Source organism: Nocardia testacea NBRC 100365 (genome assembly GCF_000308775.1).
In the GTDB taxonomy this organism is placed as follows: Bacteria; Actinomycetota; Actinomycetes; order Mycobacteriales; family Mycobacteriaceae; genus Nocardia; species Nocardia testacea.
The window spans coordinates 21,196-39,598 of sequence record NZ_BAGJ01000273.1; the positions used below are offsets into that span (position 1 = coordinate 21,196).

The following is an 18,403-nucleotide window of genomic DNA, read 5'->3' on the forward strand; positions in this document are numbered from 1 at the left end:
GGAAGGCCGGAGCGGGAGCGGCCCGCTCGGGCGCCAGGAGGAAAGGACGAGCCAGTGTCGAACCGTGACCGCACCACCACACCGACCGCCCGTTCGCCGGTACAGTTCGCCGCCACCGCGGTCGGTGCGGTTTTCCTTCTTGTGGGCGTGCTCGGCTTCATACCGGGGATCACCACGAGCTACGGGGATCTCGCGTGGGCGGGGCACCACTCCGGGGCGCAATTGTTCGGTCTCTTCGCGGTGTCGGTGCTGCACAACATCGTGCACCTGGCATTCGGTCTCGCGGGCCTGGTCGCGGGCGCGCGAGCCCGGGCGGCCCAGGTGTACCTGCTGGCAGGCGGCGCGATCTATCTGGTGCTGTGGGTGTACGGGCTCATCGTCGACCAGGACAGCACCGCCAATTTCGTGCCACTGGACACCGCGGACAACTGGCTGCACTTCGGTCTCGGCGTGGGCATGATCCTGCTCGGGGTCCTACTGACCCGGCACAGTGAAGATGTGGGGCGCCGACTGTCCGACCGACAGCCGGGCATCATCGAATAGGCGCAGGAACAGCGAGTGGAGGGATGATGGCGAACGGACCCGAGCCGCCCGGGTCCGCGGCGCGGGCGGCCGGTGGGATGGACGATCGCGCGTCGCCCGTGGTGGTCGGTGTGGTGGCCGACCCGGATCTGCCGGCGCGGCTGGCCCGGGAACTGGTCCAGACCCTGCCCGCGGAACTTGCCCGTCGCGGCGATCCGTCGCGGTGGCGGCTCGAGGTCCTCGACGATCCGTTCGAGGCCATGTACCCCGATCTGGAATATCTGATCGACAAAGCCGGGCGGCACGTCCGCGACACCGCATGGGATCTGGCGTTGTGCCTGACCGATGTGCCCATACGCAGTGACGGCGAGATCCTGCTACTGAGCTTGGATCTGCGGCACCGGGTTGCGCTCGTCTCGCTGCCCGCGCTCGGCGGTCTGGGGATACGGCAGCGTCTGCAGAAGCTGGCCGCGGTGGTCGTCGCCGCCCTGCCGGCCACGGATCGGACGGCGGCGGGCGCGGCGGTCGCCGAGGTGGCGACCCGCGTCCGGCGCGCCCGGGTGCGGATAGATCCCGAGGACAGTGGTGTGCGGGTGGTGCGCGACCGGGCGGTCGGCTATCCGGCGTTGCTCGCGGGCATGGTGCGTGCGAACCGGCCTTGGCGGCTGTTCGTCGGCCTGTCCACGGCGCTGGGCAGCGCGCTGGCCGGTACCGCGTTCGGGGTGCTGTACTCGAGTATCTGGCAGCTGGCGGACGCGATGGGCGCCCTGCGCCTGGCCGCTGTGGCGCTGGCTTCGGTCGTCTCGTTGACCGTATGGATCGTGATGGGCCACGGACTCTGGGAGCGCCACGGTGCCGGAGAGCCGGCCCGCGGACACGACACCGCACTGCGCAATGCCGGAACCGCCGTCACGGTGGGTATCGGGGCCGGGGTCTTCTTCGCCGTGCTGTTCCTGCTGACGCTGGCCGCGGTCTGCCTGGTGATCCCGCCGTCCTATCTCGCGAGCGTGCTCGGCGGTCCCGCCGGTTTCGCCGAGTACCTCACGATCGCGGTGATGGCCAGTGCGCTGGGCACGGTGGCGGGCGCTGTCGGATCCGGATGGGAGGACGACATCACCGTCCGCAAGGCGACATACGGATACCGCGAGCAGGAACGCCGCGGCCTGGTCGACCGCGGCGACCGGCCGGGGCGGCCCTGACCGCGACGCGGTACGGGGTGCGGACCGCCCCGGCGGGCTCAGAGAATCGGATTCCCGCCGGTCACCGCGACCCGCGCACCCGAGACGTAACTGCCGTCGTCGGAGGCGAGCAGAACATAGACGGGAGCCAGTTCGGCGGGCTGGCCCGCACGCCCCAGCGGAGTGCTGTCGCCGAACGCGGTGACCTTCTTCTCGGGCATGGTGGAAGGGATCAGCGGCGTCCAGATCGGCCCGGGGGCGACACTGTTCACCCGGATCCCCCGCTCGCCCAGAAGCTGCGCGAGGCTCGCCGAGAAGTTGGCTATACCGGCTTTGGTGGCCGCGTACGGCGCCAGGGTGGGCGAGGGCGAATCGGAGTTCACCGAAGAACTGCCGATGATGGAGGCGCCCGGGCGCATATGCGGTAGCGCGGCCTTCACCAGGTAGAAGTACGCGCCCATATTGAGTTTCCAGGTGTAGTCGAACTCTTCGTCGCTGATCTCCTCGAGCGTCTCGTGCGTCATCTGATAGGCGGCATTGCTGACCAGCACGTCGATCGTGCCGAAGGCGCCGGCGGCGCGCTCGATGACGGCCCGGCAGTGGGCCGGGTCCGACAGATCGCCCGGCACCAGGATCGCCTTGCGGCCCGCTTCCTCGACCAAGGCGCCCACTTCCGCGGCATCGTCGTGTTCGTCCAGGTAGGAGATCAGCACATCGGCCCCCTCCCGGGCGAAGGCGATGGCGACCGCCCGGCCGATACCACTGTCGGCGCCGGTGATCACCGCCGACTTGCCGGTGAGCTTGCCGCTGCCGCGATAACTCTGCTCGCCACAGTCGGGGACGGGTGTCATCGCGGACTGGATGCCGGGGACCTGTTGCTGCTGTTCCGGGAAACCCATGATCTTGCTCCTTTCACGGCATGCGGGGTCACCACCGCGGTGGTGGGTGATCGAGGTGCGGATTACCGGACCGGGCCGTTCGAAACCGGGCGGGCCGGATCGGTACATCCCCACCGAATCGCGGGCGCCGTGCCGCGCCCCGGCGCGGTGTCGTGCGTGGGCCGGCCCGGCCACGCCGACCGCGCGCCGGAAGGTTTGCTGGCAGCCCCCGGCGCAGTGCCGGTGGGGCGCACCGCCGCCCCGCTCCGCTGTTCCTGATGAACCAAGCGTTCGCCGCTGGCGCGCAGCAGGTCTCGATCGCCCGGTCGGCCGGCGCCGGAGCCGGCGTGCGCAACCGGGCCCGAACGTGTCGTACCCCGCTGCTACCGTCCGGTTGTAGTGCGAAAAGCGTTGTGTCTCAGTTCAGCTGTGCTCGCCCTCGGGTCACCGCCGTCAAACCTGTTGGTTCATCGATCCTTCCGGGCCTAGGCGGAGCGCGGGAAAATAATTACACTCGGCGTCAGGCTCTGGCTACGAGCCTGGACGCAGGGGTCGGGTAGCTGGAAGGTGTCGGTGTGGGTATCGAGCTTGTTCCGGGAGTGCAGGGTTCGCCCGATCGGGCCGGTCACGGAGGCGACCGGGCCCGGATACACGCCGGTTCGGCTCCTCGGTCCGGAAGGCAGCTCGGCCGGACCCGTGACGACTCGTACACCCGGCCGCACCGTGCCGACCCCGGAGAGGGAATCGAGTGGGAACTGTCGGGCTTCGCGGGGGAAGCGGGAACACCTCGCGAGCGTGGATCGGTCAGAACTGGAAACGCTCATGGGCAACGAAGCTCCGGACCGCCCCGTGGCTATGGCGGACTATCTGAACGCTGATCCCACCACGACGACCGTTTCGTCGTTCGTCGTCGAGGCACGTCGGCGCGGGATCGATCCGTCTCCGTTACTGGATGCCGATTTCCTTCTCCGCGGCGAGGACTAGGTCGCTCGGCCGGATGCCGAAGACCTTGCAGATCTTGTACATCTGTGCCATCGTCATCGCCCGTTCGCCACGCTCGAGCCGGATGATGGTCTTCTTGTTGTAGCCGGCCTTCTCGGCGAGCGCTTCCTGACTCCAGCCGCGCCGTGCCCGCATCGCGCGGACTTCCGCGCCCAACGCCGCGTCCAGTCGTGCCTCCTCGCTGGTCGCTTCCTCCGACTCCGCGGGCGTCGCATCCATGTCGACCATTCTGGGATCGGGCAGGGTCTGAATCAAGTGCCCGATAGTTTCGGATCCGCGGCGGAATTCCGGATCTATAGTGTACTAACATGGCCCATTAGTGACTGAAAAAGGTTGAAAAGAGACCGAAAAGGGCCTACGGTGAAGAGAGCGGTTATCTATCACCGCAGTTCACGCCCCCGCAGCGCCGGTCGCGTCCGCACCGGTGAACACGGCCGGCCTCCCGGGGCGCCGACGACGATCGGCGCGAGGACAGGAGGGTCCGATGGCCTGGAGCGGAGACCCGGTATGGCTGGCCGATGTGCTGCGCGGCGCCGGCTTGGCGGTGATCGAACACGACGGCTGGCGCCAACGCGGCCACGGCGACTTCCTCGACATCCGCGGCGTGCTGTGTCATCACACCGGCGGGGGTGGTCCCAACGACTGGCGCATCGTCCAGGACGGCCGTCCCGATCTGCCGGGCCCGCTCGCCCAGCTGGTGCTGGAGAAGGACGGCACCTACCGGGTGATCGCCGTCGGCGTCTGCTGGCACGCCGGGCGCGGGAGCTGGCCCGGCTGGCCGACCGACAACGCGAACTATCACACCATCGGCATCGAAGCCGTATCGCGTGGCACCCCACCCTGGGATTGGACGCCGGCTCAGCTCGACGCCTACAAACGCGGCTGTGCCGCCCTGCTCCGGCGCATCGGTCGCGGCGCAGGCGATTGCGTCGCGCACCGCGAGTACTCCAGTGAAGGAAAGATCGACCCGGCGGGGATGGATATGAACGCCTTCCGCCGGGATGTACAGGCGCTCCTCGACGGAAAGGGCGAGCAGATGGCGTTTCTGGAAGAAAAAATCACCAATTATCACGGCGAGCAGGTCACTGTGGGGACCCTGCTGCACTATCTGGACAAACATGTCGGGCTCGCGCTCGACCAGCTCTCCGGTGCCGGGACCGCCCGCGGTGCGAACTTCCCCGGCTGGGATTTCCTGGGCGACCGCACCACCGCCGAGGCGCTGGGCGTTATTGGCGCGGCCCTGAAGATTCCCGGATTCCGCGATCCGGCCGCCGACGAACGCGCCTGAGAAAGGACGCGACAACCCCGCCGCAGTTGGGAGGACAGCATGATCAGCGAAGTGGCATCTGTTCTCGGCGGCCTGGTCACCGGCGTCGGCGGGGTATGTGCGGCCGGGATATTCGGCAGGCGTAAACGACGGGCCGACGCGGTCCAGGTACTCACCCAGGCCGCCGCCCAGATGGTCGAGCCGCTGTCGCGGCAACTCGCGGCGATGACCGCCGAATTGGAAGCGCACCGCCGGATCGTCGCCGACGCGGAAAGACGTTGCCGCCTCGCCGCCCCCCAGCACGCCAGCTGGGACATCGTCGTCCGGTCCTCCCTGCTCGATCTGGGTGTCGATGTACCGCCACCGCCCCCGCTCACCAGGGAGATCGCCGAATGACGGGGTAGCCGGGCGCAGGAGTCACCGCCTGACGCGGCACTCGTGATCCCGTAGTGGCGCGCGGGCGGTTCTCGGTGACCGCACGGCGGCTACTCGGTACCCTCGCAGGTCCCGAACGCGGGGTGGCCGGGCTGAAACAGGCGGGCCGGTGGTACGCCGGGACACGGGCGCTCGACGACCCGGAGATCAGCCCCGCCTTCGCCGACCTCACCGATCTTCCCCCGGCGATCGTGTTCATCGGCCACCGCGACATCCTCCTGCCCGACGCCCGGCGGATCGAAGAGCTCGGTGCCGCCGCCGGCGTACGGGTCGAACTGCGCGAAACCCCGGTGAACCCGCGTCGTGCAGGGTGACCCGCGCGCCGATCGCCGGGTGAACGACCGGTTCGGCTCAGCCGGTGCTCACCGGTCGGCTCGATCGCGCCGTTGGTGTCGGATCCGTCGCCTCGGCGGCGAGATCCAGTGGGGCCGACAGATCTTCGTGTTCAGACCTCGATCTGCGAGCCCATGATCACCGTCCGGTCGCGGGGGAGCCCGAAGTAATCGGCGGCGTCGGAAGTGAGGTAGGAGGTGGCGATGAACAGGTGTTTGCGCCAGGGCGCCATGGTGTGCGCCGGGCCCGGTTTGAGTTCGATCTTCGACAGGAAGTAGGACGCGTCCTCCACCGAGATCGGGCCCTCGGTCTGCGCGGGATCGAGCAGGCCCAGCAGCCGCGGCACCCTCGGGGTCTCCATATAACCGTGGTGGACGGTGACATGGATGATCCCGTCGTCGGGGTGGCCGAGTGGATCGATGCGGAGCCGGTCGGTGTCGGGTACGCGCGGAACCGGCAGGGTGTCCAGGGACAGGATCACGACGTGTTCGTGCAGGACCCGGTTGTGTTCGACGGTGGCGCGCATAGCCAGCGGCGTGGTGCTGCTGCCGCGGTTCAGGAATACCGCTGTCCCGGGGATCCGGATCAGCGGCGGGCGGCGGCTGCGCAACTGTTCGACGAACTGCGGGAGCGGACCCTCGGCCTGCCGCCGCGCGGCGGTGACGAGGACCCGGCCCCGCGCCCAGGTGATCATCACGGTGAACGCGGTGAGTCCGATCAGCAGCGGGAGCCACGCGCCGTGGACGAGCTTGGTCAGGTTCGCCGCGACGAACAGCGCGTCGATGGTGAGCAGTGGGACCGCGCCGAGCAGCACCAGCCACAGCGGGGTTCGCCATTTGGTGTGGGCCACGTAGAAGAAGAGCAGGGTCGTGATGGTGATGGTCGCGGTCACCGCCATACCGAAGGCGTAGGCCAGCGCCGCGGAACTGCGGAAGGCGAAGACCAGGGTCAGTACCGACACCATGAGCAACCAGTTGATCCACGGCACGTAGATCTGCCCGATGGTGGATTCGGAGGTGTGCGCGACCCGCAGGCGCGGCAGATATCCCAGTCGCACCGCCTGCGCGGCCACCGAGAACGCGCCGGTGATCACCGCCTGGGACGCGATCACGGTCGCGGCGGTGGCCAGCAGTACCAGGGGCAGCCGGGCCCACCCGGGAGCGAGCAGGAAGAACGGACTGTCCACCGCGGTTTCGTCACCGAGGACGAGCGCGCCCTGCCCGAAATAGCTCAGTGTGCAGGCGGGCAGGACCAGACCCAGCCAGCCCCGGGTGATCGCCTTCCGGCCGAAATGGCCCATATCGGCGTAGAGCGCTTCGGCGCCGGTGACCGCGAGCACGACGGCCGCCAGGGCGAAGAACGCGATATGGAAATGCCCGATGGCAAAACCCAGCGCGTAGGTCGGGGAGAGCGCTTTCAAAATCTGGGGATGCTGGGCGATTCCGGCGATGCCCAGAGCGGCGATGGACAGGAACCACACGATCATCACGGGACCGAACAGCCGGCCCACCGTGGCGGTCCCACGTCGCTGGACGGAGAAGAGAGCCACGATGATCACGACCGTGATCGGAATGATCAGGTCTTTCAGATCCGGTTCGACGATCCGCAGCCCTTCCACCGCGGAGAGCACCGAGATGGCGGGGGTGATCATGCCGTCACCGAAGAACAGTGCGGCGCCGAAGATCCCCGCCCCCGCGAGGAAGCCGGCCGTGCGGCGGCCGCGGGACGCGCCGAGGCGGCGTAGCAGCGTGATCAGCGCCATGATGCCGCCTTCGCCGTCGTTGTCCGCGCGCATCACCAGTGAGATGTAGGTGAAGGTGACGATGGTCATCACCGACCAGAAGATCAGCGACACCACCCCGTACACATTGGCGGTACCGATCGGCACCGGGTGTGGATCCTGCGGGTCGAACACAGTCTGGATGGTGTAGATGGGGCTGGTGCCGATATCGCCGAATACCACTCCGAGCGCGCCCACGATCACCGCCGCACGCACCGGGTCGCGGCCTGGGGTATGCGCGGCGGGACCGGTACGGGTTTCGCTGGCCATGGTTCGCTCCTCGTCGGCCGGGTCCGCACTATCGTGCACTGCCCGACCGCCGGTCTGCGGGAGCGGCCGCCCGCGCGCTTGTCGGGCCGCGGGAGTGGTCGGTACGCGGATCCCCGGCCGGGGACCGCGATCAGTGCGCCGCCAGAGCCCGGTCCGCGCGGGCCACGGTGATCCGGTCCAGCGCCATGACCAGGGCCAGGGCCGCGACCACCGGAATGCAGGCGAGGAGCACGATCGTGGCGGTCGACGCGCCCAGCGCGATGAGCGCACCCCCGAGGATCGGCCCCAGTACCGAACCGAGCCGTCCCAGGGACGACGCCCAGCCGACTCCCGTGGCGGCGGTGCGGTCGGGGTAGAGCGAGATCGCCAGCGCGGCCTGTCCGATCATGCCGGCCTGCAGCCCGAGGCCGACCCCGGCGAACACGATGAGCAGCAGCGCCTTGTCCGCGCCGAGGAAGCCGGAAACGACCAGGAAGATCACGGCCGCGACGGTGGTGCCCGCCAGTACCGAGGTCATGCGCAGGCGCAGCGCGCCCAGCATGAGTACCGCGGCGCCGATGATGCTGCCGACCCCCAGTGCCGCCGAACCCAGCGGGGCCAGGCCCTTGCTGAACCCGTAGCCGGTGAGCAGGGTGGGCAGCCACGACGAGAAGATGTAGAACACCGAGAAGGTGAGGAACGAGAAGCCCCACAGCAGAACGGTGCGGAGGCGGACGCCGGGGTCGAAGAGCCGGGCCACCGAGGCGCCGTGCCTGGCGGCCGCCGGTTCGATCGTGCCGATGACCGTCGTTTCGTCGGGCAGCCCCAGCCACAGCAGGGGGAACAGCAGGGCGGAGGCGAGCGCACCGGCGACGAACACCGACTGCCAGCCGTAACTGCTCACGAGTTCGGTGCCGACCAGGCCCGCGATCAGGGAACCCAGGGAGATCCCCATGGTGACGAACACCGCGATGGATTGACGTAAGCGGGCCGGGTTGAGGGCGGTCGCGTGCGCGACGGCCGCGGGAAGCACCGCACCGAGACCGAGCCCGGTGACCAGGCGTAGGGCGGTCAGCTCCCAGAGGGATGTCGCGGCCGCGGTGAGCAGCGATCCCGCGGTGAACACGAGCACGGCGGCCAGGATGACGCGCCTGCTCCCGAAACGGGCGACCAGCCGGCCGACCGCGATATACCCGAGTGCGACGCCGAGGCTGGTGATCGAGAGCGCCGGGGTGAAACGCGACGCGGCGACACCCCAGTCCGCGGAGAGCGCGGGGATCGACAGACCCAGGGCGATGGTGTCGTAACCGTCGAGCACGACAGCGACGAAGGTCAGGGCGAGCACGACCCGGTCGGGGCGGGTGACGGTGCCCGGGGTTACGGCGGCGGGGTGTCCGCTCATGGTGGCGTCCTCGGCAATAGTCGGCGCTGGGCGCATGATCGATAAGTTTGTGGTCGGGCGCTCATCTCCGCCGAGACGGCTCGGCGCCAAGGCATGTGTAATCGCTTAGCACTAAGACGTCAATGCGTGATAGTGATCCCGGCATGCTCCGAACGGCTTATCTGGCCGGCCGGAAACGGCGGAGACGCAGGTCACAGGCTTGGTGACGCCGGTCACGGAGATCGGAAAAAATTTTCGGGCGCGGACGTCGGTTCGAGCGGTGCGTTCACCCGGAGGGCGCCGACGCGGTAGGTACTACGGTATGCGGAACGCGCCCCGCTGTGCAGGGGCCGGCCGAGCTCGACCGAACTGGAGGCTCCCCGGATGAAGGGCCCGATTCCGCTGCCGATCGTGCTGCTCGGCTACGGACCCGTCGCGCGGAACTACGCCGCCGTGCTCCGTGCCCGCCGCGCCGAATTCCGCGGCCGGTACCTGGTGGACCCGTACGTCGTCGCGATCCGCGGCCGCGACGGTCAGGTCCGCACACCCGACGGCGGCGTGCCCCCCGATCGGAACCGCTGGCCGGCCCGCACATCGATCGAGGAATTACTGGCGGACACCGCTCCCGCTGTCGTCGCGCAGGCCGTCCCGTCACACCCGGACGGCGCCGCGGAAGCGCTCGCCGAGGGACTCGCCGCACTCGCCGCCGGGGCGCATCTCGTGACGGCGACCAAATCCCCGCTGCTGTGCGGATGGTCGCGATTGCACTCGGTGGCCACCGAATATGGACGAGGCGTCCGGATCTCCGGTGCCACGGGCGCGGCGCTGCCCGCCGGTGATCTCGCCCGCGCAGGGCTGCGCGGTTTCGAGGTGGCGGAGGTACGCGGCTGCGTGAACGGCACGGCCGGTTTCGTTCTCGATCGGCTCGGCGAGGGCCTGGCCCCGGCCGCCGCACTCGCGCTGGCCCGCGACCGCGGGATCGCGGAGGCGGACGCCACGGCGGACCTGTCCGGCGCCGACGCCGCCACCAAACTGCGCCTGCTGTCCGGTCTTCTCTGGGGGTGGGATGTGGCGGCGTGCCGGGTCGAGGCGGAACCGATCACCGACGGCACCGCCACCCGGGCCGTCGCCGCCCACGCGCGTGGAGCGGTGCTGCGGCATATCGGGTCGGCCCGGGCCGATGATCCCGGCCGGGTCGTCGTCGCGCTGCGGGAGTTCTCCCGGACGGCCGTGCCCTTCGGTGTCCTGACCGGCCCCGAGAAGGCGGTCCAGTTCCGCTGCGGCGACGCCGGCGACATCACGGTGTCCGGGGGGCGGTCGAGTCCGCTCGGCGCGGGACTGGCGATGGTCAAGGACACGCTCGCGCTCGCGATCGACCCGGTGGCCGGGATCGGCTGAACCTCCCGTCGCGGTGCTCGGCCCGGCTCACCGTTCGTCGCGCAGCCGGTACAGCGTGGCGGTGACGGCGCTGGTCGCGATATCGGCCGCGAAGTCGGGGTCGCCTTCGGCGTCGAGCAGGACGGCCTGGGTGAACAGCGGGCTCAGATGCGCGGCGACCGTACGTCGCAGCTGATCCGGCGGGGAGCCCGTGCCGCCCGCCGCCGACCAGAGAGTGCCGGTGATCGTGGTGAACAGCTCGTGCAGTGCGCGCAGATTCTCGTCGTGGGCGGCGGCCAGCAGCGGCGGCAGCCGCCGCGTGCGCAGATGCCAGATGATCCGGCCGGCCGCGGCGGCCTGCCGGTGCACGCGACGGGTCAGTTCGGCCAGCCAGTTCTCCCACTCGGACCCGTCGTACTGCGGGAGGGAATCGAAGAAGTCGGCGTAACCGGCCGCGAGGGCGTCCCGGATCAGCTTCTCCCGGGTGGCGAAATGGCGGAAAACGGTGCGGCGCCCGACTTCGGCGTGGGCGGCGATCTCCTCGACGGTGATATCGAGCCCGTGTTCGTACATCGCCCGCTGCGCGGCGGCGAGGATGGCGTCGGTCGTTACCCGCACCCTCTTCAGTTGCACCGAACTGTGCTGGTCAGTGCTACCGGTCACGTTTCCCGCTCTCTCCTTGACGCGCCACAGTGTCGCTCCGACACTTGAGAGTGTCAAATGACACTCGCGAGTGCCACCTACGAGAGTTCGAAGGTGAGTCCGATGTCGATCGATACACGCGAATCCCCTCTGGAACACCGCATCGCGGAGTTGTACCGCACCGATCGGCAGTTCGCCGCGGCCCGGCCCGACCCGGCCGTTACGGCGCGAGCGGAGAAACAGGGCGCGCGGCCGGTCGAGGTCGCCGAAACCGTGATGCAGGGATACGCGCGGCGGCCCGCGGTCGGTCAGCGCGCGATCGAATTCGTCACCGATCCGCAGACCGGGCGTACCTCGGTGGCACTACTGCCCCGATTCGACACCCTGACCTACGGCGAAGTCTGGGACCGGGCCGGCGCGCTCGCCGCGGCGCTGTCCGGTGATCCCGTGCGGCCCGGCGACCGGGTCTGTGTCCTGGGGTTCTCCAGCGTCGACTACACGCTCGTCGATCTGGCGCTGGTACGGCTGGGGGCGGTGGCGGTGCCGCTGCAGACCAGCGCGCCGGTCACCCAGTTGCGGTCCGTCGTCGCCGAGACCGAGCCCACCGTGCTCGCCGCGAGTATCGACCACCTGGACGTGGCCGTCGACCTGGTACGCACGGGCCCCGGCGCGGCCCGGCTCATCGTGTTCGACTATCACCCGCAGGCCGATGACCAGCGGGCGGCTTTCGAAGCCGTGGTGGCGCGGCTGTCCGCCGCGGGCAGTCCGGTACGTGTCGACGATTTGTCCGAGGTCATCGCCCACGGCGCCACACTGGCGCCGCCACCGGTGCCGCCGCCCGCCGAAACCGACCCGCCGGCCCTGCTGATCTACACCTCCGGAAGTACCGGCGCGCCGAAGGGTGCCATGATCACCGAGCGCCTGGTGGCCGATCAATGGCGTGCCGCGACCAGCGAACGGTGGGGCCAGCCCGCCACCGAGCCGGCCATCGCGCTCGGCTTCATGCCGATGAGCCACATCATGGGCCGCGCGATCCTGTACATGACGCTGGCCCGCGGCGGCACCGTTTTCTTCGCCGCCCGCAGTGACCTCTCGACCCTGCTGGACGATCTCGCGCTGGTCCGGCCCACTCAGCTCGTATTCGTGCCCCGTATCTGGGAAATGCTCTACCAGCGGTTCCGTGGCGAAGTCCAGCGTCGTACCGCCGCCGGCGCCGACCCGGCGACGGTGGAGGAAGAGGTTCGCACCGAGCTCCGGGAGAAACTGCTCGGGGGCCGCTTCCTCGCGGCGACGACGGGTTCGGCGCCCATCTCGCGGGAGCTGCGAACCTGGGTCGAAACGCTGCTCGGCTTCCACCTCGTCGACGGTTACGGCTCCACCGAGGCCGGGAGTATCGCGGTCGACGGCCGGATACGCCGGCCGCCGGTGCTCGACTACGAGCTCGTCGACGTCCCAGAGCTGGGTTACTTCCACACCGACCGGCCGTATCCGCGCGGCGAACTGGTGATCCGCTCGGAAGCGCTGATCCCCGGCTACTACAAGCGTCCAGACGCCACCGCCGAGGTGTTCGACGCCGACGGCGCGTACCACACCGGCGATATCTTCGCCGAGGTCGGCACCGACGAACTCGTGTATCTCGAGCGGCGCGGTTTCGTGCTGAAGCTCTCCCAGGGCGAGTTCGTGGCGGTGTCCACGGTGGAGGCGGCACTCGCCGAAAGCCCCCTGGTCCGGCAGGTCTACGTCTACGGCAACAGCACCCGCTCCTACCCGCTGGCGGTGGTCGTGCCGACGGCGGAAGCGATCGAACAGACCCGCGGCGATATCGAGGCACTGCGGCCGCTGCTCGCCGAATCATTGCGCCAGGTCGCGAAAACGGCCGGTCTGCAGTCCTATGAGATCCCGCGCGACCTGCTCGTCGAGACCCGGCCGTTCACCCCGGAGAACGGGCTGCTCACCGGAATCGGCAAACTCGCCCGGCCGGCGCTGAAGCAGCGCTACGGGCCCCGGCTGGAGCAGCTCTACGCCGATCTGGCCGCGGCCGAGGCCGAGGAATTGCGCGCACTGCACCGCAGCGGCGACCGGCCGACGGTGGACACAGTGGTCCGCGCGGCCGGTGCGCTCCTGGGCTCGGCCACCGGTGATCTGCGTCCGGACGCGCATTTCACCGAACTCGGCGGTGATTCGCTGTCGGCCCTGACCTTCGCGCAACTGCTGCGGGAGATCTTCGATATCGAGGTGCCGGTGGGAACGATCATCGGACCGGCCACCGACCTGCGCGCTCTCGCCGATTACATCGACGGGCAGCGGCGCGGCGGTCACCGGCCGACCTTCGCCTCGGTACACGGTGCGGGTGCCACCGAGGTGTATGCGCGCGATCTGACCCTGGACCAGTTCATCGACGCCGGAACGCTCGCGGCCGCGCCCGGGCTTCCGGAGCCGAGTGCGCCGGCGCGAACCGTCCTGCTGACCGGTGCCACCGGGTTCCTCGGCCGTTATCTGGTGCTCGAATGGCTGCGTCGGCTGAACCACTCCGGTGGGACGCTGATCTGCCCGGTCCGGGCGCCGGACGACGCGGCCGCCCGGGCCCGGCTGGACGAGGTGTTCGAGACCGGCGATCCGGCGCTGTCCGCCCGCTACCGGGAGTCGGCCGCCGGTCATCTCGAGGTGATCGCCGGGGACAAGAGCGCGCCTCGGCTCGGCACGACCCGGGCCGTGTGGGAGCGGCTGGCGGATACGGTCGACGTGATCGTGGATCCGGCCGCGCTGGTCAATCACATGCTGCCCTACCGGGAGCTGTTCGGTCCCAATGTGGTGGGCACGGCAGAGTTGATCCGCCTCGCGCTGACCACCAGGCAGAAGCCCTACACCTATATCTCGACCATCGGGGTGAGCGATCAGATCGATCGGGCGGCGTTCACCGAGGACGCCGATATCCGGGTGATCAGCCCGCGGCGAGCGATCGACGGCGGTTACGCCAACGGATACTCGAACAGTAAGTGGGCCGGTGAGGTCCTGCTCCGGGAGGCCGCCGACCTCTGCGGTCTGCCGATCGCGGTGTTCCGCTGCGATATGATCCTCGCCGATACCGAATACTCCGGTCAGCTCAATCTGCCCGATATGTTCACCCGATTGGTCCTGAGCGTGGAGGCCACCGGGACGGCGCCGGGCTCCTTCTACGAACTCGATGCCGAGGGCCGGCGGCCGCGCGCCCACTACGATGGGCTCTCGGTCGGTTTCATCGCCGAGGCGGTCGCCACGCTCGGGGCCCGGCCCGGGTCCGGTTTCCGGACCTATCACGTGATGAACCCGTACGACGACGGGATCTCGCTGGACACCTACGTCGACTGGCTGATCGATGCGGGCCACCCCATCGAGCGGATCTCCGGCTACGACGACTGGTTGCAGCGCATGGAGACCGCGGTCCGGGCGCTACCGGACCGGCAGCGCCGATACTCCCTGCTGCCGTTGCTGGACAACTACCGCAAACCGCAGCAGGCGGTCCGCGGGTCCATCGCGCCGACCGAACGGTTCCGGGATGCGGTCCGGCACGCGGAAATCGGTGCCGAGAAAGACATTCCGCATGTGACCCCGGACATCATCGTCAAGTACACCACCGATCTGGAGCGGCTCGGACTGCTGTGAATCCGCCGGCCGCGAGGTCGGAGCCCGGCCGGTGCGACTAGGCCGCCGCGCCGGTACCCACCGGCCCGGGCTCGGTGGCGTGGGGCCGCCGCATCCGATCGACGATCAGGCCCGCGACCGCCAGCGCGCCGGCGAGGGGCAATTCGACCGCGCCGGCGACGGTGAGGGCGCCGAGTCCGCCGTAATAGAGATAGCGGGTCGGGAGGGACAGCTCGACCGGCCCGGCCTTCACATCGATGCCCGGGCCGGGGATCGCGACCTGGGCGCTGAGATGGGGCAGGGTCACCCGGGCCGCGGGTGCGCCGCGGCCGCGGGGGCGGCCGGCCGGGGGCGCCGCGATGGCGGGGGACGATTGCCCGGGGCTGTTCGTGTTGTTCCGGGAAGGCATGGGACACAGTCCTCTCATGGTCGATAACTGCCGAATCGCCGGCGGCCGACTGGACCGGCCCCGCCGGGTCGCTCCTATCGATGATCGCGCTCTGACCAGGTCGAAGGCAACCGCTCGCTGCCTCCGCCCGGTTTCCGGCGGCCCGGATGATCGGATGCTGCCGTGGGTTCCACGCCCGGTGATCGAACCATGGCCGGGAACCAGCGGCAGCACCTTCTGCAAGCCTCGGCCATGCGGTGACCTGGGACAACTGCCCGGATCGGGCGGCCGATCCGGGCAAGTGCTGCGGGCACGGCTTCCAGCCGCCCCACCGCGCCCCGATATCGCTGCCGGAACCGCGGGTGCCCGGCGGTCGCCGGGAACATTTTTCCGATACTCGGCCGGGCCTCGCGGCGGATAGTGGTGGCCGACCGGGACACCGCGAGCCGCCCGGATCGACCCGCACACAGCTGCTGATGAGAGGACACCCGTCGTGACGAACCCACCCGAGCCCGCCCGGTTGCAGGCTGCCTTGGACGATATTCACCGCGCGGGGGTCCCCGGCGTATTCGCCGAGGTGCGTGACGGTGAGCGGAGGTGGCGCGGTGCCGCCGGGGTCGCAGATATCGAGACCGGCCGGCCGGTCACGGCGGATATGCGCCACCGTGTCGGCAGTATCACCAAGACCTTCACCGCGGCGGCAGTATTGCAGCAGGTGGAGAACGGGCAGATCGGCTTGGACACTTCGATCGGTCACTACCTGCCGAAGCTGGTCCCCGGCGCCCGCGGCGATGCCGTGACGGTCCGGATGCTGATCAACCACACCAGCGGGTTGGCCGAATATCTGCCGTACGCCTACCCGTCTCTCGCCGCCTTCCCCGCGGTGGCCGATACGCGGCCCGACAGCCTGGACGAGAACCGGCACAGACGTTTCGACCCGCTCGAACTGATAGAACTGGGGGTCTCCGCCCCCGCGGTGGGGACGCCCGGGGGCACTCCGGGCATCTACTCCAACACCAACTACCTGCTCCTGTGCCGGCTCCTGGAACTGGTCACCGGCACGACCGCGGAGAAATACATCACCGGCAATGTCATCGAGAAAGCCGGACTGCGCGATACCGAACTCCCGGAGAGCACCCGGATCGACGGGCCGCATTCGCGGAGCTACGAAGCGTGGTTCGGCATGCTCGAGCCGCCTCGCGATTTCAGCGTTTTCGACATGTCGTGGGTGGGCCCGGCGGCTTCGCTGATCTCGACGGTCGCCGACCTGAACCAGTTCTTCGGCCTCCTGCTCGCCGGTGAGATCGTGGCGCCCTCGTCGCTGGCGCAGATGCAACGTACCGTCCCGGTCATCTCCTTCGAAGGGAAAACGATCGAGTACGGCCTGGGACTGCATCGCATCGAGATGCCCGGGCACGGGACGTTCTGGGGTCACGACGGCTCGGTCTGGGGCGCCGGAGCGATATCGATGGTCCGCGCCGACAGCGCTCGGCAATTCTCGGCCGCGATCAATTTGCAGCGCTGGAATCGGCTCGACGAGCAGGGCAGGCCGCAGCCGCATCCCATCGACGGCGCGCTGGCGGCCTTCTACCGGCTCGTGATGTGAGGCGCGAGGGCCGGCGGCTGCGCGGGTGACGGGGGGTGCGCTGCCGCCGGGCCCGGCGTGCTGCCGCGGCGCGGCGTGGATCGCTGCCGGACGGTGTCCCGGCATGGTTGTATGAGGGCGAGCCGAACCGGAAGGAGCCGGAGAGCGCTGTGACCGACAGGGACGAGAAGCAGACAGCACATCGTGCGCTGGTGAACAGCGTCCTGACCGGCGCGGGGCGCGCATCCCCCGAACAGCGGGCACGAGCCTTCGCCCGCGCCGGCCTGCCACCGCCGGTGGACACCTTGATCGACAAGGTCGTCACCTGTCCCGGCCGGATCACCGATGCGGATTTCGGTTCGGCGAAGGCCGCGGGTTTCACCGAGGACCAGCTCTTCGAGCTGGTGATATGCGCCGCGGTCGGTCGCTCGGCCCGGCTCTACGCGGCCGGGCCGGCCGCGCTGGCCGCCGCCGACGCCGGTGCGGCCGAGTAATGCGACTCGATATCCTCGACCACGGTTACCGCCGGCGAACCGAGTTGCTGTTCACGCTCATCCGGATGCTCTCCGGACACCCCCCGCCCGATGCCGCCAAACTGACCTTCTACCGGCCCGCCTTCTACGGGACCGCCGCGAAGAAGTTCACCCAGGCGGCGATGCGCGGGCCCTCGGCGTGGTCGGTCGCGGACCGAGAACTGATGGCGGCCTACGTCTCGCAGGTCAACGGGTCGGCATTCTGCATCGCCGCGCATACCGCGACCGCCGGCCGGGCCTATCGCGACCCCGCGAAGGTACGCGAAGTGCTCACCGACCTCGATACAGCCCCGATCGACGACGGGCTCCGCGCCACCCTGCGCATGCTGGGCACATTGACCAGGGAAGGGGCGGTGAGCGCCGCGGATATGCGTGCGGTGCTGTCCGCGGGGGTCTCGCGCGACCGGATCGCGGACGCATTGGCGGTCTGCGCCGCCTTCGACACCACCGACCGGCTCGCCGACGCGTTCGGGTTCGAGGTGCTGAACCCGGCCGGCTTCGAGGCAGGGGCGAAGTACTTGCTGAAGCGCGGTTACCGCTAGCGGTCGTCACGGCGCGGTGCCGGTGTTCCGTCCGGCGGCGCGAAGCCGCCCGCGACCGTCCGGTCCGGATGTTCCACACCCGCTGGCAGACTGGGCGGATGGCCCGTTCCGCTGAGTACCGTCCCACACCGGCCGACCTGGCGGCCGCGGCCGGGAAGACGATCCCCGATGTGCTGGCGCCGGATCTGCGGGTGCTGTTCTGCGGGATCAACCCCGGACTGTGGTCGGGTGCGACCGGCCATCATTTCGCCCGGCCGGGAAACCGTTTCTGGCCCGCGCTGTTCCGATCGGGTTTCACGCCGCGCCTGTTCCGCCCCGATGAACAGGACGAACTGCCGGCGCTGGGGCTGGGGATCACCAATGTGGTCACCCGCACGAGCGCGAAGGCCGACGAGCTGACGAAGCAGGAACTGCGCGACGGTGGCGTCGCACTCGCCGACCGGGTGCTGCGTAACCGGCCACGAATCCTCGCGGTGCTGGGCCTGGGCGCCTACCGCACCGCGTTCGGCCGCCCGCGGACCACCGTCGGGCGCCAGGCCGAGACGATCGGCGACACCGAGATCTGGGTACTTCCCAACCCCAGCGGCCTCAACGCCCACTACACCCTGGACGCACTGGCCGACGAATTCCGTGCGCTGAGAAGGGAATCGGAGTCGAGGGCCGCGCCCGGGCACGCTGCCGAGTGAGGTG

At 69.5% G+C, this 18,403-nt stretch carries 16 protein-coding genes and 1 pseudogene; 11 read left to right on the plus strand and 6 right to left on the minus strand.

All coding sequences use genetic code 11. The features are described 5' to 3' along the window. The first annotated feature begins 54 nt into the window (after nucleotides 1-54). Entirely contained in the window at nucleotides 55-543 is a 489-nt protein-coding gene (locus ON38_RS32240) for a DUF4383 domain-containing protein (RefSeq protein ID WP_039829057.1), read from the plus strand. A 23-nt stretch (nucleotides 544-566) separates the two neighbouring features. Further along, nucleotides 567-1,721, plus strand: coding sequence for a hypothetical protein (locus ON38_RS32245; protein WP_051165560.1), 1,155 nt, complete (start codon nucleotides 567-569; stop codon nucleotides 1,719-1,721). 38 nt (nucleotides 1,722-1,759) lie between these two features. Here ON38_RS32245 and ON38_RS32250 read toward each other — a convergent pair whose 3' ends face one another. After that, nucleotides 1,760-2,599: an SDR family oxidoreductase gene (locus ON38_RS32250; RefSeq protein ID WP_039829209.1), complete on the minus strand. Its 840-nt coding sequence runs from the start codon at nucleotides 2,597-2,599 to the stop codon at nucleotides 1,760-1,762. A 924-nt stretch (nucleotides 2,600-3,523) separates the two neighbouring features. Then, complete coding sequence (locus ON38_RS32255; RefSeq protein ID WP_039829210.1) at nucleotides 3,524-3,799, minus strand: helix-turn-helix transcriptional regulator; 276 nt, start codon at nucleotides 3,797-3,799, stop codon at nucleotides 3,524-3,526. A gap of 265 nt (nucleotides 3,800-4,064) precedes the next feature. On the opposite strand from ON38_RS32255, the gene ON38_RS32260 reads away from it, so the two are divergent. The 3 genes and pseudogenes from ON38_RS32260 to ON38_RS37820 form a co-directional block, all read left to right on the plus strand. Continuing rightward, entirely contained in the window at nucleotides 4,065-4,868 is an 804-nt protein-coding gene (locus ON38_RS32260) for a peptidoglycan recognition protein family protein (RefSeq protein WP_085995537.1), read from the plus strand. A gap of 39 nt (nucleotides 4,869-4,907) precedes the next feature. Then, a complete protein-coding gene (locus ON38_RS32265; protein ID WP_039829058.1) occupies nucleotides 4,908-5,243 on the plus strand; it encodes a hypothetical protein in 336 nt (111 codons plus the stop codon). Between the two features lie 110 nt (nucleotides 5,244-5,353). Continuing rightward, a pseudogene (locus tag ON38_RS37820) lies at nucleotides 5,354-5,596 on the plus strand (alpha/beta hydrolase fold domain-containing protein); the annotation flags it as partial. 131 nt (nucleotides 5,597-5,727) lie between these two features. Here ON38_RS37820 and ON38_RS32275 read toward each other — a convergent pair. Together ON38_RS32275 and ON38_RS32280 are read right to left on the minus strand one after the other, a co-directional pair. Continuing rightward, nucleotides 5,728-7,665 carry a potassium transporter Kup gene (locus ON38_RS32275; protein WP_039829213.1) on the minus strand — a complete coding sequence of 646 codons (1,938 nt, stop codon included), beginning with the start codon at nucleotides 7,663-7,665 and terminating at the stop codon, nucleotides 5,728-5,730. 130 nt (nucleotides 7,666-7,795) lie between these two features. Beyond that, nucleotides 7,796-9,046 (minus strand): MFS transporter, encoded by a 1,251-nt coding sequence (locus tag ON38_RS32280; RefSeq protein WP_039829062.1) that lies wholly within the window; start codon nucleotides 9,044-9,046, stop codon nucleotides 7,796-7,798. A gap of 363 nt (nucleotides 9,047-9,409) precedes the next feature. On the opposite strand from ON38_RS32280, the gene ON38_RS32285 reads away from it, so the two are divergent. Then, the gene (locus ON38_RS32285; RefSeq protein WP_039829064.1) at nucleotides 9,410-10,423 is read left to right on the plus strand and encodes a hypothetical protein; all 1,014 of its coding nucleotides are present in this window, start codon (nucleotides 9,410-9,412) and stop codon (nucleotides 10,421-10,423) included. A 27-nt stretch (nucleotides 10,424-10,450) separates the two neighbouring features. Here ON38_RS32285 and ON38_RS32290 read toward each other — a convergent pair whose 3' ends face one another. After that, a complete protein-coding gene (locus tag ON38_RS32290; RefSeq protein WP_157182034.1) occupies nucleotides 10,451-11,065 on the minus strand; it encodes a TetR/AcrR family transcriptional regulator in 615 nt (204 codons plus the stop codon). Between the two features lie 102 nt (nucleotides 11,066-11,167). Between ON38_RS32290 and car the strand changes: the two genes are divergently transcribed. Next, the gene (gene car / locus ON38_RS32295) at nucleotides 11,168-14,686 is read left to right on the plus strand and encodes a carboxylic acid reductase (RefSeq protein WP_039829215.1); all 3,519 of its coding nucleotides are present in this window, start codon (nucleotides 11,168-11,170) and stop codon (nucleotides 14,684-14,686) included. 37 nt (nucleotides 14,687-14,723) lie between these two features. Here the strand turns inward: car and ON38_RS32300 are convergent, their stop codons facing one another. Continuing rightward, on the minus strand, nucleotides 14,724-15,074 hold the full coding sequence (locus ON38_RS32300; protein ID WP_039829067.1) for a hypothetical protein: 351 nt from the start codon (nucleotides 15,072-15,074) through the stop codon (nucleotides 14,724-14,726). A gap of 472 nt (nucleotides 15,075-15,546) precedes the next feature. Between ON38_RS32300 and ON38_RS32305 the strand changes: the two genes are divergently transcribed. The 4 genes from ON38_RS32305 (at nucleotide 15,547) to mug (ending at nucleotide 18,399) form a co-directional block, all read left to right on the plus strand. Then, nucleotides 15,547-16,659: a serine hydrolase domain-containing protein gene (locus ON38_RS32305; protein WP_039829068.1), complete on the plus strand. Its 1,113-nt coding sequence runs from the start codon at nucleotides 15,547-15,549 to the stop codon at nucleotides 16,657-16,659. Between the two features lie 149 nt (nucleotides 16,660-16,808). Then, on the plus strand, nucleotides 16,809-17,132 hold the full coding sequence (locus ON38_RS32310; RefSeq protein WP_051165562.1) for a carboxymuconolactone decarboxylase family protein: 324 nt from the start codon (nucleotides 16,809-16,811) through the stop codon (nucleotides 17,130-17,132). Beyond that, the gene (locus tag ON38_RS32315; protein WP_039829069.1) at nucleotides 17,132-17,713 is read left to right on the plus strand and encodes a carboxymuconolactone decarboxylase family protein; all 582 of its coding nucleotides are present in this window, start codon (nucleotides 17,132-17,134) and stop codon (nucleotides 17,711-17,713) included. The genes ON38_RS32310 and ON38_RS32315 overlap by 1 nt, the downstream gene beginning before the upstream one ends. Before the next feature lie 98 nt (nucleotides 17,714-17,811). Further along, nucleotides 17,812-18,399 carry a G/U mismatch-specific DNA glycosylase gene (gene mug, locus ON38_RS32320; protein ID WP_039829070.1) on the plus strand — a complete coding sequence of 196 codons (588 nt, stop codon included), beginning with the start codon at nucleotides 17,812-17,814 and terminating at the stop codon, nucleotides 18,397-18,399. The last annotated feature ends 4 nt before the right edge of the window (nucleotides 18,400-18,403 follow it).